This is a genomic window from Yoonia maricola (genome assembly GCF_002797915.1).
GTDB lineage: Bacteria > Pseudomonadota > Alphaproteobacteria > Rhodobacterales > Rhodobacteraceae > Yoonia > Yoonia maricola.
Window position 1 is genome coordinate 336,041 of the sequence record NZ_PGTY01000002.1, and the last position, 15,105, is coordinate 351,145.

16 protein-coding genes are annotated in these 15,105 nt (G+C 58.3%); 14 read left to right on the plus strand and 2 right to left on the minus strand.

The annotated features are described in order from the left end of the window. Window positions 1-37 precede the first annotated feature (37 nt). The gene (crtC, locus tag BC777_RS11865) at window positions 38-907 is read right to left on the minus strand and encodes a carotenoid 1,2-hydratase (RefSeq protein WP_100368833.1); all 870 of its coding nucleotides are present in this window, start codon (window positions 905-907) and stop codon (window positions 38-40) included. Next, complete coding sequence (gene crtD / locus BC777_RS11870; RefSeq protein WP_100368395.1) at window positions 871-2,424, minus strand: 1-hydroxycarotenoid 3,4-desaturase CrtD; 1,554 nt, start codon at window positions 2,422-2,424, stop codon at window positions 871-873. The genes crtC and crtD overlap by 37 nt, the downstream gene beginning before the upstream one ends. Before the next feature lie 84 nt (window positions 2,425-2,508). Between crtD and BC777_RS11875 the strand changes: the two genes are divergently transcribed. The 14 genes from BC777_RS11875 to BC777_RS11940 all read left to right on the plus strand — a co-directional run bounded on the left by BC777_RS11875 (window position 2,509) and on the right by BC777_RS11940 (window position 15,101). Next, window positions 2,509-3,390 carry a polyprenyl synthetase family protein gene (locus BC777_RS11875; protein WP_100368396.1) on the plus strand — a complete coding sequence of 294 codons (882 nt, stop codon included), beginning with the start codon at window positions 2,509-2,511 and terminating at the stop codon, window positions 3,388-3,390. Then, complete coding sequence (locus BC777_RS11880; protein WP_100368397.1) at window positions 3,390-4,538, plus strand: methyltransferase; 1,149 nt, start codon at window positions 3,390-3,392, stop codon at window positions 4,536-4,538. The genes BC777_RS11875 and BC777_RS11880 overlap by 1 nt, the downstream gene beginning before the upstream one ends. Window positions 4,539-4,647: 109 nt before the next feature. Beyond that, window positions 4,648-5,586 (plus strand): chlorophyll synthesis pathway protein BchC, encoded by a 939-nt coding sequence (gene bchC / locus BC777_RS11885; RefSeq protein WP_100368834.1) that lies wholly within the window; start codon window positions 4,648-4,650, stop codon window positions 5,584-5,586. Next, complete coding sequence (locus tag BC777_RS11890; RefSeq protein ID WP_100368398.1) at window positions 5,583-6,587, plus strand: chlorophyllide a reductase iron protein subunit X; 1,005 nt, start codon at window positions 5,583-5,585, stop codon at window positions 6,585-6,587. The genes bchC and BC777_RS11890 overlap by 4 nt, the downstream gene beginning before the upstream one ends. Beyond that, the gene (gene bchY, locus BC777_RS11895) at window positions 6,577-8,181 is read left to right on the plus strand and encodes a chlorophyllide a reductase subunit Y (RefSeq protein ID WP_100368835.1); all 1,605 of its coding nucleotides are present in this window, start codon (window positions 6,577-6,579) and stop codon (window positions 8,179-8,181) included. Before BC777_RS11890 ends, bchY begins: the two co-directional genes overlap by 11 nt. Continuing rightward, window positions 8,181-9,641: a chlorophyllide a reductase subunit Z gene (gene bchZ, locus BC777_RS11900; protein WP_100368399.1), complete on the plus strand. Its 1,461-nt coding sequence runs from the start codon at window positions 8,181-8,183 to the stop codon at window positions 9,639-9,641. The genes bchY and bchZ overlap by 1 nt, the downstream gene beginning before the upstream one ends. Beyond that, window positions 9,638-9,862: a cytochrome PufQ gene (pufQ, locus tag BC777_RS11905; protein ID WP_100368400.1), complete on the plus strand. Its 225-nt coding sequence runs from the start codon at window positions 9,638-9,640 to the stop codon at window positions 9,860-9,862. The genes bchZ and pufQ overlap by 4 nt, the downstream gene beginning before the upstream one ends. Before the next feature lie 144 nt (window positions 9,863-10,006). Next, the gene (gene pufB, locus BC777_RS11910; RefSeq protein ID WP_100368401.1) at window positions 10,007-10,162 is read left to right on the plus strand and encodes a light-harvesting antenna LH1, beta subunit; all 156 of its coding nucleotides are present in this window, start codon (window positions 10,007-10,009) and stop codon (window positions 10,160-10,162) included. A gap of 12 nt (window positions 10,163-10,174) precedes the next feature. After that, on the plus strand, window positions 10,175-10,330 hold the full coding sequence (pufA, locus tag BC777_RS11915; protein WP_019954421.1) for a light-harvesting antenna LH1, alpha subunit: 156 nt from the start codon (window positions 10,175-10,177) through the stop codon (window positions 10,328-10,330). Window positions 10,331-10,456: 126 nt separating this feature from the next. Continuing rightward, complete coding sequence (pufL, locus tag BC777_RS11920) at window positions 10,457-11,287, plus strand: photosynthetic reaction center subunit L (protein ID WP_100368836.1); 831 nt, start codon at window positions 10,457-10,459, stop codon at window positions 11,285-11,287. 13 nt (window positions 11,288-11,300) lie between these two features. Next, complete coding sequence (pufM, locus tag BC777_RS11925; RefSeq protein WP_100368402.1) at window positions 11,301-12,227, plus strand: photosynthetic reaction center subunit M; 927 nt, start codon at window positions 11,301-11,303, stop codon at window positions 12,225-12,227. 11 nt (window positions 12,228-12,238) lie between these two features. Further along, complete coding sequence (gene pufX / locus BC777_RS11930; RefSeq protein ID WP_245834327.1) at window positions 12,239-12,472, plus strand: RC-LH1 core complex protein PufX; 234 nt, start codon at window positions 12,239-12,241, stop codon at window positions 12,470-12,472. A 182-nt stretch (window positions 12,473-12,654) separates the two neighbouring features. Then, window positions 12,655-14,577 (plus strand): 1-deoxy-D-xylulose-5-phosphate synthase, encoded by a 1,923-nt coding sequence (gene dxs, locus BC777_RS11935; protein ID WP_100368404.1) that lies wholly within the window; start codon window positions 12,655-12,657, stop codon window positions 14,575-14,577. Beyond that, window positions 14,574-15,101 carry a hypothetical protein gene (locus BC777_RS11940; RefSeq protein WP_100368405.1) on the plus strand — a complete coding sequence of 176 codons (528 nt, stop codon included), beginning with the start codon at window positions 14,574-14,576 and terminating at the stop codon, window positions 15,099-15,101. The genes dxs and BC777_RS11940 overlap by 4 nt, the downstream gene beginning before the upstream one ends. Window positions 15,102-15,105 lie beyond the last annotated feature (4 nt).

Here is a 15,105-nt window from a genome sequence, read left to right on the forward strand (position 1 = left end):
AACGCAGCATTTAGGCGAAGTGGGCTCAAAGCGGCCCTTAACCGTTCCACCCTTTCCGCCTTGGCACCCTCACAGCCAACATCGGTTTGATGAGCGGCGATCGGAAACGGTTCAGATCAAGCGCTTCGTGCACGCCTGTCACGACTTCCCCATCGATCTGAGTTTGGACCGCGGAGCGTGAGTAGAACGGCGCGTCCAGCATGTTCAGCACCTGTTTAGGCGTCACCCCCAGATCCGCTCGTGTTTCGCGCATCACCTGCCAAAGCGACCGTTTGAAACGCTTGCGCGGCGGGGCCTGAACGATCTTGGCGCCGCCCGCACCGTCAAATGCAATCGCCGTGTCGAGGGTTGTTCCGTCACGCCGCACCGCATCGTAGATGCAAGTCGCGCCGGTCTTGGTTGGGTAGCGTCCCCATGTCCAGAAGCTGAAGTCTTCTTCGAGCGACCGCGTGCCGAAGTTGCTGTCGAAGTAACCATGCCCCGACCATTGCCACCCCTTCGCTTCCAGATCGACCTTGATGTCAGAGGACGGCGCGAAGGGCCGCCAGATATGCGCGCCATCCGGTGTCAGAGGCAGTTCGACTGACGTCATTGCCTGAGGCGTGACGGTGATTTGGCCACGAACCCGGCTGATCAGGGGCGGGCTGCTGATTTCGTTGATATCGATGATTAATTCGTTACCCGTCCAGTGCATTGCCGAGGGACCCACCTGAAAGACATCTGGCGTTGTGCGCAGCGCTGCCCGCCCCCGGTCCGTCATGGTGAACCGCCCGCCCGGCCCGTAGGTCGCGACATTGATACAGCAGTGATTTGCCGGGTCCTTACGCCCGGACCACGCATACCATGGTGAAAAGACCGATCCGATAAACCCTATGATGGAGACTGCTTTCGTCCCACAGTCGCTGATCCCGTCAACGTACCACCACGCATAGCCATTGGGCGGGACGTCAAGGTGGAAGCATGGTCCGTCATGATCGCCGCGGCCGCGTGCTGGCCTGAGAGCGTCGCCATCGGGACCCCCGCCCCCGGATGTGCCCCGCCCCCGCAGAGGTACAGCCCCGGTACTTTCGTCCGTGCTGTCGGGCGTTTGAAGGCCGCCATCAGCCCGTGCGGGCTCCGCCCGTAAAGGGAACCGAGGCTCGCCGGAAACAGCGCGTCGAACCCCTGCGGCGTGGTCAGCGCGTCCGGCCCCGGTGTTGGACTGAACGTCAGGCCGAAGTCGCGGAACCGCTTGAAAATCTGTGTCTGACATGGGGGTTTTTCCTTTTCAGGGTCGCGTGGAATGGGCGGGCCGTTCATGATGATCTCAAACCGCTGCAATGCGTCGGGGGTAGCCTGTCCATGGTCTTGGGCGCAAAGATAAAGGGTGGCGTCGGTTGGCATTTCGCCTTTGGCGATTGCATTGAATTCGGCCTTCGGATCGTGGCCGAAAAAAACCGTATGATGCGCCAAATCAACACCGCTTGGAACCGCCGCAAAGGCATGAACAAAGGCCGAAAGGCTACGCGGTGTCACGTGGTTTTTGCTGACAGCTGCCTTCCCACCCTCTCCTAGCAACCCAGCTTCCAAAGCACGCGGATCGCCATTGAATAGGACCATATCGGCGGGGAAGTGGCCTGCGTCTGTCTGCACCCCGCTGATCCGCCCGTTTTGCCGGGTGATGCGGGTAACGGGGGTGTTGTAGTGGAAGGTTGCACCCCGCGCCTTGGCCAAGCTTGCAATGGTTTGTGCCAGTTGGTGCATGCCGCCTTGGACAGACCAGACGCCCTGCGCCTCTGCTTGCCAGATCAGCGATAGGATCGCCGGGGCGGCATAGGGTGAGCCGCCGACATAGGTGGCGTAGCGTCCGAATAACTGGGCGAGGCGTGGATCGCTGAAAGACCGTTTCAGCAACCCCGCCATTGTTTGATGCGGTGCCATATCGGGGATCAGGCTGGGCTGCGCCAACACCGTTTTCGTGACTGCCATCTTGTTCGGTTCAGCGGTCCGCATCATCGGTGCATCAAAAGCTTTGAACAGGCGTTGTGCGCGTGCTGAGAAGGCTTCGAATTCCTGGCCGGCCTTTGTGCCAAAAGTTGCAGTCACATTGGCGAGACTTGTCGCGGGGTCAGCATTCAGATCAAGCGTTGCCCCATCATCCCAGTAGTGCCGCGCCAGCGTGATGAGTGGTTGCAGGGTCAGGTGGTCGTCCAATGTTTCGTCCACATCGGCAAAGAGCGCCTCAAACACCGGCCGCATCGTCAGCACTGTTGGTCCTGCATCCACTGGTCCCGCGTCTGACGCAACCGTGCGCATCTTGCCCCCCGGTGCGCTGTGCATATCCAGCACCGTGACGTCGCACCCTTGATGGCTGAGGCGCAATGCCGCTGCCAGCCCACCGATCCCGGCGCCAATCACAGTGATTTTGGGTGAATCCGCTTTCATACGCTTGTGAGTCGCCAGTTACCTTTGATTTACATTGACATATGTAAACTAAAATAGACACTATAGATTGCAAAGGAGACGCGGATGAGAATCTCAGAGCGTATTGACGCGACCATGGCTCAGGCGATTGCCAGCGGTCAGGGCGGCGTGGCCCCGGTCAAGCTTGCGGCTGCGTTGGAATATGCCGTTACCCCCGGCGGCGCGCGGATTAGACCTACAATCCTGACGTCTGTCGCGATGGCGTGCGGTGATGATCGCCCTGCGCTGACGAATGCCGCCGCCGTTGCATTGGAAGTGATCCACTGCGCCAGCCTTGTGCATGATGACCTGCCTTGCTTTGATGATGCTGATTTGCGGCGCGGCAAGCCCGCGTTGCATCATGCCTATTCCGAGCCTTTGGCGGTGCTGACAGGCGACAGCCTGATCATCATGGGTTTTCAGATACTGGCGCGCGCTGCGGCTGACACGCCGGACCGGGCGCTGCGCCTGATTGATATCCTTGGCACGCGGACGGGCATGCCCTTTGGGATTTGCGCGGGTCAAGGTTGGGAGAGCGAAGATGAGATTGATCTCTCTGCCTACCATCAGGCCAAGACCGGGGCGCTCTTTATTGCGGCCACCCAGATGGGTGCGGTTGCCGCTGGTCAGGAAGCAGAGCCATGGGAAGAGCTGGGCGCGCGTATTGGTGAGGCCTTTCAGGTCGCTGACGATCTGCGCGATGCACTGTGTGATGAGGAAACCTTGGGCAAACCCGCCGGTCAGGATGATCTGCATGGCCGCCCTAATGCGGTCGCCGCATATGGGGTGAAGGGAGCGATCCAGCGCTTTGACGACATTCTGGGAGGGGCGATTTCGTCGATCCCGGCGTGTCCGGGTGAGGCCGCTTTGGCGCAGATGGTGCGTGCTTACGCCGATAAACTGGTGCCAGCAGGCGTGCGCGACAGGCCCACTGTTCCGGGCGAATAATGAAAGACATTGACATCCCCTTGCCCAAACCCGCGCTGCCGCGTGGGGCTGCGAAGCGATCTGGTTATCTGACCCGCCTTGTGGCCTCGCAGGGGTTTCAGGCCTGGGCGGCGCGTTTCCCGCTGACGCGGCGCTTGGTTCGGTCCGAAGGCGAGGCGATGTTCGATCTTGTCGCCGGGTTTTGCCACAGTCAGATCTTGCAGGCTGTTGTACGGCTGCAGATACCGCAACTGTTGTTGGAGCGTGAGTTGAGCGCTGATGCGCTGGCCCTTGAGGTCGATATTCCGCAAGAGCGCTTGCAGGTCTTGCTGGCCGCTGCGACCTCTTTGCAACTGATCAAGCAGCGCCGGTCGGGGCGTTTTGCGCTGACCACCAGAGGCGCCGCATTGGCGGGCGTGCCGGGGCTGCCGGGGATGATCGCGCACCACTATGTGCTTTACCGCGACCTTGCTGATCCTGTTGCCTTCTTTCGGGGGGATGTTGATACCGAACTGGCCGCATTTTGGCCCTATGTCTTTGGCGCAGGTGGCGCAACTGATCCAACGACAACGGCCACCTATTCGCAACTTATGGCCGACAGTCAGGTGCTTGTGGCGGAAGACACACTGGCGGCGGTCAAGCTGTCAGACAGCCGTCATATCCTGGATATTGGTGGTGGGACCGGGGCATTTTTGGCGGCTGTTGGTGCGGCACACCCGCATTTGCAGATGACGCTGTTTGACCTGCCCGCGGTGGCCCCCGCTGCTGCCACGCGTTTTAAGAATGCCAACCTGACTGAACGCACCCGGATTGTACCGGGATCATTTCGTGACGATCCGCTTCCGCAAGGGGCTGATATCGTCAGTTTAGTCCGGGTTCTTTATGACCACGCCGATGAGACGGTGATCGCCTTGCTCAGATCCGTCCATGACGCCCTGCCTATTGGGGGGCGGGTCCTGATTTCGGAGCCAATGACTGGCGGCGATGCCCCGCAAAGGGCCGGCGACGCCTATTTCGCGCTTTACTGCATGGCGATGCGCACGGGGTGCGCGCGGTCACAGGTCCAGATTGCTGCACTGTTGGCGCAGGCTGGTTTTGGGCACATCCAAACACCAAAATCCCGTCGCTCATTCATCACCGCCGTTGTTGAAGGTGTAAGACAAAGTTGACACATTAGATGTCTAAAATAATTGACACTACGGCAAGTGAGGCTAAACTAAGGCGAGACAGAGTGTCGCAGTTAATGCGCTGATGATCTGTCTGGCAGAGGAGGAAACGTTGGAAACAAAGGCCGTTATCCTATCAGCCCCAGGAAAGCTGGCGCTTGATAAGGTGGGAATCGTTCCGCCTGCGGCTGACGATATCGTCGTCGCTATCAGGCATTCCGGCATTTCTACTGGCACCGAAAAGCTGTTTTGGACGGGCGAGATGCCCCCGTTTCCCGGCATGGGCTATCCTCTGATCCCCGGATATGAGGCCGCCGGCGAAGTGATCGAAGCTGGCGCTGACAGTGGTTACCGCGTGGGCGAGCATGTCTTTGTGCCGGGTGCCAGCTGCTACGAAGGGGCCTATGGTCTGTTTGGGGCTGCGGCCCAAACGATTGTGACTAACGCCGCGCGCGTCACGCGCATCGATCGTGGGTTGGGTGCCGCTGGTGCCTTGCTCGCACTTGCCGCCACAGCCCGTCATGCGATGGCTGGGCCGAACAAGGCCGTGCCTGATCTGATCATTGGCCACGGTGTTCTAGGCCGCCTTCTGGCGCGGTTGACTGTCGCCTCGGGCGCGCCTGCGCCCACCGTTTGGGAGGTCGATCCGCTGCGCATGGATGGCGCTGATGGCTATCAGGTGACAACGCCTGAGTTGGACGCGCGTCGCGACTACAAATCAGTTTACGACGCATCTGGTCGCGGTGATCTGCTGAACGACTGGATCGGCCGCATTGCCAAGGGTGGCGAGATTGTTTTGGCCGGTTTCTATTCTGCGCCGCTGCAATTCGCCTTTCCGCCCGCTTTCATGAAAGAGGCCCGGTTCCGCATCAGCGCCGAATGGGCGGCTGATGACATGACCGCAACCAAAGCCTTGGTTGAGGCGGGCACATTGGAACTGGCCGATTTGATCACTCACCAACAACCCGCCGAGCTCGCCAGCGGCGCTTATAAGACCGCGTTCACCGATCCTGCGTGTCTGAAGATGATTTTGAATTGGGGAACAGCATGAAAGACGAAATACCAAACCTGAAGGATTTCGATCAGCGTTTGCGGGATGAGGCGCATGAAGAGCCGACCCTCGAAGTGCCGCAGGGTGAGCCGACCTCAAAAACCCAGATCATCGCGATCTATGGCAAGGGCGGTATTGGTAAATCATTCACGCTGGCCAACCTCAGCCATATGATGGCCGAGATGGGCAAGCGCGTGCTGCTGATTGGTTGCGACCCCAAGTCTGACACAACCAGCCTGCTGTTTGGCGGCAAGGCCTGCCCGACGATTATCGAGACATCAGCCAAGAAGAAACTGTCCGGTGAAGAGGTTGCCATCGGCGATGTCTGCTTCAAGCGCGGCGGTGTTTTTGCAATGGAACTTGGCGGCCCCGAAGTGGGCCGTGGCTGCGGTGGCCGTGGGATCATCCACGGGTTTGAACTGCTTGAAAAACTGGGGTTCCACGATTGGGACTTTGACTATGTGTTGCTCGACTTTTTGGGTGACGTGGTTTGCGGCGGCTTCGGCCTGCCGATCGCGCGCGATATGGCGCAGAAAGTGATTTTGGTGGGATCCAATGACCTGCAGTCCTTATATGTTGCTAACAATGTCTGTTCAGCAGTCGAATACTTCCGCAAGCTTGGAGGTAATGTTGGGGTGGCCGGGCTTGTTATCAACAAGGACGACGGGACCGGAGAAGCCCAAGCTTTCGCCGAGGCAGTTAACATTCCAGTCCTTGCTGCAATTCCACAAGACGACGACCTGAGAAAGAAATCCGCGAACTATCAGATCGTCGGCACCAACGAAAGCCAATGGGGCCCGATGTTTGAAGGTCTGGCCGAGGCAGTGGGCGTGGCCCCGCCTGTGCGTCCGACGCCGCTGGATCAAGACGGATTGCTGGGCCTGTTCGATGCCAAGGATACCGGTGGCGACTATCAGTTGGTCCCGGCCACTGACGTCGACATGCGCGGCAAAAATGCTAAGCCCAAAGAAAGCCTAGAGGTCATCTATGATGACGCATGAGGCAGGCACCCAAGGCTATGAAGTTGGCTATGATGATGCTGGACAAGTCCAGATCATCGAAGGTGTTGCGCGTGAAGAGACTTCTGAAACACTGGATTCTAGTACGCAAGCCACTGCCCTAGAGGGCGGGTGCACGGCAAGCGCTGGGTCAATGGAAGCGGCAGCCCGTGCGGCGGGTAAATCCGACATCCTGGACCAATATGCGAAGGACTATCCGCAAGGCCCCCATGATCAACCGCAGAGCATGTGCCCTGCGTTCGGGTCTTTGCGTGTAGGCCTTCGGATGAAGCGCGTGGCCACGGTTCTGTCCGGTTCGGCTTGTTGTGTATACGGCCTCACGTTTGTTTCGCATTTCTACGGTGCGCGCCGGTCAGTTGGCTATGTGCCGTTCAATTCCGAAACACTGGTGACGGGTAAGCTGTTCGAGGACATTCGCGAGAGTGTGCACGATATGGCGGACCCTGATCGCTATGACGCAATTGTCGTGACGAACCTCTGTGTGCCGACGGCATCTGGTGTGCCGCTGCGGTTACTGCCGACAGAGATTAACGGCGTGCGGATCGTGGGCATTGATGTGCCCGGTTTTGGTATCCCGACCCATGCTGAGGCAAAAGATGTGCTTGCTGGTGCGATGCTGGCCTACGCCCGTGAAGAGATTGCGGCTGGTCCTGTGCAGGCGCCCGTTGGCGGCAAATCTGATCGCCCCGCTGTTGCGCTGATGGGCGAGATGTTCCCGGCTGATCCTATGATGATCGGCGCGATGCTGGCTCCCATGGGTCTGGCCGCCGGTCCGGTTGTTCCGACACGAGAGTGGCGTGAACTTTATGCGGCATTGGACTGCGGCGTCGCGGCGGCGATCCACCCCTTCTACACCTCTGCAATCCGTGAGTTCCAAGGCGCTGGCCGCAAGATTGTTGGCTCTGCTCCGGTCGGCCATGACGGTACAGCCGATTGGCTGGCGGCAATTGGTGAGGCGTACAACGTCAAGCCTGATCAGGTCGCAGCAGCTCAGAATGCCTTCTTGCCGGCGATCAAAGGTGCTTTGGCTGGCGCGCAGATTAGCGGGACTGTGACGCTATCGGGCTATGAAGGCTCTGAGCTTTTGGTTGCGCGTCTGCTGATCGAAAGCGGCGCGGATGTGCCTTATGTCGGCACGGCGTGCCCCAAGACCGAATGGTCGCGGCCCGATGCCGAATGGCTGGCCGCGAAGGGCGTGAAAGTGGTCTATCGTGCCTCGCTTGAGGATGACCTGGCCGCAGTTGACGCGATCAAGCCTGATCTGGCGATTGGCACGACGCCTGTCGTCCAGCACGCCAAGGAGCACGGCATTCCGTCGCTCTATTTCACCAACCTTATTTCTGCACGGCCACTCATGGGGCCAGCGGGTGCAGGCTCGCTGGCTCAGGTCGTGAATGCCGCGATTGCTGGTAAGGAAAAGATGGACACGATGCGCGCGTTCTTTGAAGGCGTGGGCAATGAGGACACTGCGGGTGTCTGGGAAGGTGCGCCGAATTTGCGCCCTGACTTCCGTGCCGCACATCAGAAAAAGCTAGATAAAATGGCCCGCGCCGCCAAAGCGCAGGAGATGATCTGATGCTTGTCACTGATCATGATCGCGCGGGCGGATATTGGGGGGCAGTCTATGCCTTCTGTGCCGTGAAGGGCTTACAGGTTGTTATTGATGGTCCGGTTGGCTGCGAAAATCTGCCGGTGACCTCTGTACTTCACTACACCGATGGTTTGCCGCCGCATGAGTTGCCAATTGTGGTGACTGGTCTTGCTGAGAGCGAGATGGGTGAAGGCACAGAGGAAGCGATGAAGCGGGCTTGGGAAACGCTTGATCCTGCTTTGCCTGCTGTTGTTGTCACCGGCTCAATTGCCGAGATGATTGGCGGCGGTGTCACACCGCAAGGCACCAATATTCAGCGTTTCCTGCCGCGCACCATCGATGAGGATCAGTGGGAATGTGCGGACCGCGCGATGACGTGGATTTTCACGGAATTTGGCATGACCAAAGGCCGTATGCCGCCTGAGAAGAAGCGCGAAGAGGGGGCCAAGCCCCGCGTTAACATTCTGGGGCCAATGTATGGCGCGTTCAACATGCCATCTGATCTGGCTGAGATACGGCGTCTGGTCGAAGGCATTGGGGCTGAGATCAACATGGTCATGCCCTTGGGCGCACATGTAGCCGAGATGCGCAATCTGGTGAATGCCGATGTGAACGTCACGATGTACCGCGAGTTTGGCCGGGGCCTTTGTGAGGTGCTGGGTAAGCCATATTTGCAAGCGCCATTTGGTATTGATTCAACGACAAAATTCCTGCGCAAGCTGGGTGAGTTGACGGGCCTCGACCCTGAACCATTCATTGAGCAAGAGAAGCATTCCACCATCAAACCCGTTTGGGATTTGTGGCGGTCGGTCACGCAAGACTTCTTTGCCACCGCTGAGTTCGCGATTGTTGCGAACGAGACCTACGCCCGTGGTGTCCGGCACTACCTTGAGGGTGATCTGGGCTTTCCTTGTGCTTTTGCAGTGGCCCGTTGCCGCGGCAAGAAGACCAATAATGACGAAGTGCGCAGCATGTTGCATAGCAAGCGGCCTTTGATCGTCTTGGGCTCCATCAACGAGAAAATGTATATGGCCGAGATGAAGGCGGGGCATGGCCCATCGCCGGTATTCATCCCTGCCAGTTTCCCCGGTGCTGCGATCCGCCGTGCGACCGGCACGCCGTTTATGGGCTACGCCGGTGCGACCTATCTGCTGCAAGAGGTCTGTAATGGCCTGTTTGATGCGCTGTTCCATATCTTGCCGCTGGGCACCGATATGGATGCGACCGACGCCACCCTGACACCACTGCGCCGCGATTTCCCTTGGGATGCCGATGCGCAGGCCAAGCTTGATCAGATCGTAGCGACCCACCCAATCCTGACACGGATTTCTGCCGCTAAGACGCTGCGTGATGCAGCCGAGCGTGCGGCCCTCGACGCCGGCAACGACCGGGTTGTTCTAGAAACTGTCGAAACACTCGAAACATCTAATGGAGGACGCAAATGACTGATTTTACCACAGATGCACCGATGACAAGGGCGCGCACTGCCCCTCCGAAACGCGAGTATTACGCCTATTTTGGGCTGATCTTTCTGGCCACGCTGCCGCTGTGCATCCTGACGTGGGTGCTGTCTGCGGCGCGCCGGATGGAACTGCCGGAAAAGGGTCCATTCGCAAAGGCCTGGACACAGGCGCGCATTATTACGCCGCAGATCTTCAGCGCTTGATCTGTTGGCATGACATTTGCCCGAAGGGGCATCCGATGTTCATCATTCCCCCCCGGGATGGTGGATTGGGGCAGAGGAAGAGCTTCTGTCGTAACCCGGCCGCGGGGGGTGCGCGGCGTCAGTACTTTATTTTGGAGACAAAACATGGCTGACAAATCTGACCTGTCTTTCACAGGTCTCACTGACGAGCAGGCCCAGGAGCTGCACGCAGTCTATATGAGCGGGTTCACACTCTTCGCGGTTGTGGCCGTGGTTGCTCATATTCTGACGTACATCAAGCTTCCTTGGTTCAGCTGGTAGGAGGAATAGCACATGGCACAGTTCTACAAGATCTGGCTGGTATTCGACCCACGCCGCGTATTCGTGGCACAGGGCGTATTCCTGTTCCTTCTCGCAGCGATGATTCACCTCGTCCTGCTGAGCAATGAAAGCACAAACTGGTTCCAGCTCGCCTTTGGCGGAATGTAATCGGCTTTTGCCGCAATGATATCGCTGCGGGCGGGCGCGTTCCGCCCGTAGCAAACACCGACATTGACGATGACAGGGCGCACCGAGACGCGGATGCAGGGCCTGTCGATGAATGGAGATTGGAAGATGGCACAGCTCAGCTTCGAGAGAAAATACCGGGTCCGTGGCGGGACATTGGTAGGCGGTGATCTGTTCGACTTTTGGGTGGGGCCATTTTACGTTGGCTTCTTCGGGGTTACGACGTTCTTTTTCGCCGTCCTTGGGACGATATTGATTTTTTACGGGGCCAGCCAAGGCCCCACGTGGAACCCGTGGTTAATATCCATTGACCCGCCGCCGCTTGAGTATGGCTTGGGTGCTGCACCGCTCATGGAAGGCGGCCTTTGGCAGATCATCACGATCTGTGCGATCGGCGCATTCGTCAGCTGGATGATGCGCGAGGTTGAGATTTGCCGCAAACTGGGCATTGGCTATCACGTGCCCTTTGCCTTTGGCGTCGCGATCTTTGCCTATGTAACGCTGGTGGTCATCCGACCCGTTTTGCTAGGCGCTTGGGGCCATGCGTTCCCATATGGCATCTTCAGCCACCTCGATTGGGTCAACAACGTGGGCTATGCTTATGGTAACTTCCATTACAACCCCGCGCATATGATCGCGATCACGTTCTTTTTCACGACCACGCTTGCACTTGCGCTGCACGGTTCCTTGGTGTTGTCAGCCGTGAACCCGCCAAAGGGCCAAGAGATCAAGTCACCTGATCATGAAGATACGTACTTTCGTGATTTGATCGGCTATTCGATCGGGCCACTGGGGATTCACCGCCTCGGCCTGTTTCTGGCGCTGAACGCTGGCTTCTGGTCTGCGATTTGTATCGTGATTTCTGGCACCATCTGGTTCGATGAATGGATCGTCTGGTGGGATTGGTACTATGAACTCCCTTGGTGGGTTGATCTGTAGGAGGATATGAAAAATGGCTGAATATCAAAACATCTTCACACAGGTTCAAGTACAGGGGCCGGCCGAAATGGGCCTGCCCGGACCTGATGGGACTGCGATTGATCGCGGCACCACCACTGGGTTCTCAAAACTTGCGGGCCTATTCGGGAACGCACAGTTGGGGCCGATCTATCTGGGTTCCTTCGGGGTCATCTCGCTGGCGACAGGTCTGATCTGGTTTGTCATGGTCGGTTTGTCCTTCTGGGCGCAGGCTGACTATAATCCGGCGATTTTCCTGCGCGATCTGTTCTGGCTCTCGCTTGATCCGCCTTCACCGGGCTATGGGTTAGGTATGCCACCCATGAATGACGGCGGGTACTTTATGATCGCGTCATTCTTCTTGCTGATCTCTGTGATCACGTGGTGGGTGCGGACATATCTGCGGGCCGAAGCACTCGGCATGGGCAAGCATGTGGCATGGGCGTTCGCCTCTGCGATCTGGTTGTTCCTTGTCTTGGGTCTGTTCCGTCCGATCCTGATGGGCGACTGGTCTGAAATGGTGCCTTATGGTGTCTTCTCGCACCTTGATTGGACGAACCTGTTTTCGATTACATATGGCAATCTGTTCTACAATCCGTTCCACGCCTTGAGCATTGTGTTCCTTTATGGTTCTGCCCTGCTGTTTGCGATGCACGGTGCGACGATCCTTGCGGTCAGCCGTTTCGGCGGTGAACGCGAGATCGAACAGATCGTTGACCGCGGTACTGCGACCGAACGTGCCGCACTCTTCTGGCGCTGGACCATGGGCTTTAACGCCACGATGGAAGGTATCCACCGCTGGGCGTGGTGGTTTGCAGTTCTGACAACGCTGACAGGCGGTATCGGGATCCTGTTGACCGGTACGGTTGTTGATAACTGGTTTGTCTGGGCGCAGCAGCACGGCTATGCGCCGCTGAACTAAGGAGAGAGATGATGAAAAACGATAACATCCTCGACATGAGCGAAAAGAGCAGGCTGACCGCCGATATCACTCTCTTAATGCTTAAAGGGGCCGGTTATGCTGCGGTTTTTGTTTTGGCAGTTTGGTTTGTGATTGCCGCCATGGCATTCATTGGCCGTATCCTTCCGGAACAAAGCCGTGAAACGCCGGATCCGATCAACCGGTCATCGCTGGTGATTGAGGTCGAAGAAGTCGTTCACGTGTAGTGAGATTGGAACAGGCGGCGCGCGACGCACCGCCTGTTTCATACGCCATCGGGCTACCCTCCCTGGCTGGCCCGATATGGGGTGAGAACCCCAGTTCCCTTCCTGTTGGCTACAGGAGAACTAGCGTCGCAATCGGGTTACACCCTTTTGCGGCGCTTTTTTCATATCACAAAGGTGCTGAGATGACCAATCGCCCACATACGCCATTCCTCGACAGCATTGCTGGCCCTGCCGATATTCGCCGGATGAACGACATGGCCATTGCCAATCTGGCCGATGATGTGCGGGCCGAGGTGATCTCGGCGGTGTCCCAAACGGGGGGGCATTTGGGGTCGTCGCTGGGTGTGGTTGAACTGACGACAGCGATCCATGCGGTCTTTGATACGCCGCGCGATAAGCTTGTTTTCGACGTTGGGCACCAGTGTTATCCGCATAAGGTGCTGACCGGACGGCGCGACCGTATTCGGACCTTGCGCCAAGAAGGCGGGTTGTCCGGCTTCACGAAGCGCGCAGAGAGCGACTATGATCCTTTTGGTGCCGCGCATTCAAGCACCTCTATTTCTGCGGCTCTTGGGTTTACTGTGGGGCGCGACATGGGCATGCCAACGGGCGATGCGATTGCCGTGATTGGTGACGGGTCCATCAGCGCGGGCATGGCCTATGAGGCGCTGAACAATGCAGGCGCAGAGGGCCGTCGCTTGTTTGTGATTCTCAACGACAATGAGATGTCGATCGCCCCACCTGTGGGGGCAATGTCGAAGTATCTGTCGGGCCTTTACGCCTCGCCCATGGGTGAGTTGCACAAGATGGCCGAAGGGTTTGAGGCCGCTTTGCCCGGCCCGCTACGGGACCACGCGCGCCGGGCGCGCAATCTGGTGACGGGGATGCAGACCGGTGGTTCAGGGACGTTGTTTGAAGAGCTTGGTTTTTCTTATATCGGCCCGATTGATGGCCATGACATGAGCCAGCTTTTGCCAGTCTTGCGCGCAGCGCGGACCCGCGCAACAGGCCCTGTCTTGATCCACGTTTGCACGACCAAGGGTAAGGGCTATGCCCCAGCCGAGGATAGCGCTGATTGCGGGCATGGTGTGTCCAAATTCGATGTCGCGACTGGGGCGCAGGCGAAATCGAAACCCAACGCGCCCAGCTATACCAAGGTCTTTGGTTCTGCTCTGACGACCGAGGCGCAGATGGACCCCAGCATTGTGGCGGTCACCGCCGCGATGCCTTCGGGTACTGGCGTTGATATCATGGGCGCGCGGTTCAAGGACCGCGTGTTTGATGTGGGCATCGCCGAACAGCATGGTGTCACCTTTGCCGCCGGGATGGCGGCGAGTGGGCTGAAGCCGTTTTGCGCGATCTATTCGACCTTCCTGCAACGCGGTTACGATCAGGTGGTTCATGATGTGGCCTTGCAAAACCTGCCCGTGCGTTTCGCAATTGACCGCGCCGGGCTGGTCGGTGCCGATGGGCCGACCCATGCGGGGGCCTTTGATATCGGCTATATGAGCGCCTTGCCGAATATGGTCGTGATGGCGGCCGGGGATGAGTTGGAACTGATGCATATGGTGCGCACCGCTGCGGCCTATGACGAAGGGCCGATTGCCTTCCGTTATCCACGCGGCGAAGGGGTGCGGATTGAGCTGCCCGAACGGGGTAACCTGATCGAGATCGGCAAAGGCCGGATTGTGCAGGAAGGGTCTGACGTGGCGATCCTGTCTTTTGGGGCGCATCTGGCGGAATGTCGGAAGGCGTCAGAGAAACTGGCGGTCCAAGGTGTCTCTACGACGATTGCAGATGCGCGATTTGCCAAACCACTGGATCGCGCGCTGATCCGGCAATTGCTGCGCAACCACAAAGCGCTGATCACGGTTGAGCAGGGTGCGCAGGGCGGCTTTGGTGCGATGGTTTTGCATGATCTGGCCAACGATGGCCTGCTGGATGGACGCTGCCAAGTACGGACGATGACGCTGCCCGACCGCTATATTGATCACGCGTCGCCGGATGCGATGTACGCGGATGCAGGGCTGACGGCGGTGGATATTGCGGCGACTGCGATGCAGGCGGCGGGGATTGAAGTGAAGCGGGTTGAGGTGGGGGTTTGAAGAACCTTTTTATACGCGCAGCAACCGCACGCCAGATTGCCCCGCTTATCGCGACACTTGCCCTGAACCCATTTGTCGCGCATGCGCATGAGGTAAATGTCGATATCCCCTTCACTCCGCAGGAAGAGGTCGCCGGTGTGAATGCGCGTCCCTTCCCGTTAGAGATGTTCTATACGGGGGAGGCTGGGGAGTTATTTGGCCGTTCGAGCTGCTATGTCCCGCAAGACAAGCTGCGTGACTATGCGATTGGGCAATGGCTTGAAGAACCGATTGAGCAGCGCATCCGCCTTGTCTGCGCGATTGTGATGTTATCGCGGGGACCGCAAAACTTGGTCGCCTCTGGCGGCCGCGAGCCGAACGCAGAGTTTCTGGAAAGCACAGTCATTTCGGTTTCGATCTTGGCCGATACATTTTTGGCGCCCGATAACCTGAGCGCCGTGCAAGCGATCAGCGCATCACTTGTGGTTCTGGGTGGTTTGACGCCGGGCGATCAACGCGCATTGGTCAGATCAATTTTGGAATAGGGTG

What these genes read in the sequence shown, in the direction of transcription:
- crtD (WP_100368395.1), bottom strand. Translation starts at nt 2,424, where the DNA reads ATGAAAGCGGATTCACCCAAAATCACTGTGATTGGCGCCGGGATCGGT.
- BC777_RS11875 (WP_100368396.1), top strand. Translation starts at nt 2,509, where the DNA reads ATGAGAATCTCAGAGCGTATTGACGCGACCATGGCTCAGGCGATTGCC.
- BC777_RS11880 (WP_100368397.1), top strand. Translation starts at nt 3,390, where the DNA reads ATGAAAGACATTGACATCCCCTTGCCCAAACCCGCGCTGCCGCGTGGG.
- BC777_RS11890 (WP_100368398.1), top strand. Translation starts at nt 5,583, where the DNA reads ATGAAAGACGAAATACCAAACCTGAAGGATTTCGATCAGCGTTTGCGG.
- bchY (WP_100368835.1), top strand. Translation starts at nt 6,577, where the DNA reads ATGACGCATGAGGCAGGCACCCAAGGCTATGAAGTTGGCTATGATGAT.
- bchZ (WP_100368399.1), top strand. Translation starts at nt 8,181, where the DNA reads ATGCTTGTCACTGATCATGATCGCGCGGGCGGATATTGGGGGGCAGTC.
- pufQ (WP_100368400.1), top strand. Translation starts at nt 9,638, where the DNA reads ATGACTGATTTTACCACAGATGCACCGATGACAAGGGCGCGCACTGCC.
- pufB (WP_100368401.1), top strand. Translation starts at nt 10,007, where the DNA reads ATGGCTGACAAATCTGACCTGTCTTTCACAGGTCTCACTGACGAGCAG.
- pufA (WP_019954421.1), top strand. Translation starts at nt 10,175, where the DNA reads ATGGCACAGTTCTACAAGATCTGGCTGGTATTCGACCCACGCCGCGTA.
- pufL (WP_100368836.1), top strand. Translation starts at nt 10,457, where the DNA reads ATGGCACAGCTCAGCTTCGAGAGAAAATACCGGGTCCGTGGCGGGACA.
- pufM (WP_100368402.1), top strand. Translation starts at nt 11,301, where the DNA reads ATGGCTGAATATCAAAACATCTTCACACAGGTTCAAGTACAGGGGCCG.
- pufX (WP_245834327.1), top strand. Translation starts at nt 12,239, where the DNA reads ATGAAAAACGATAACATCCTCGACATGAGCGAAAAGAGCAGGCTGACC.
- dxs (WP_100368404.1), top strand. Translation starts at nt 12,655, where the DNA reads ATGACCAATCGCCCACATACGCCATTCCTCGACAGCATTGCTGGCCCT.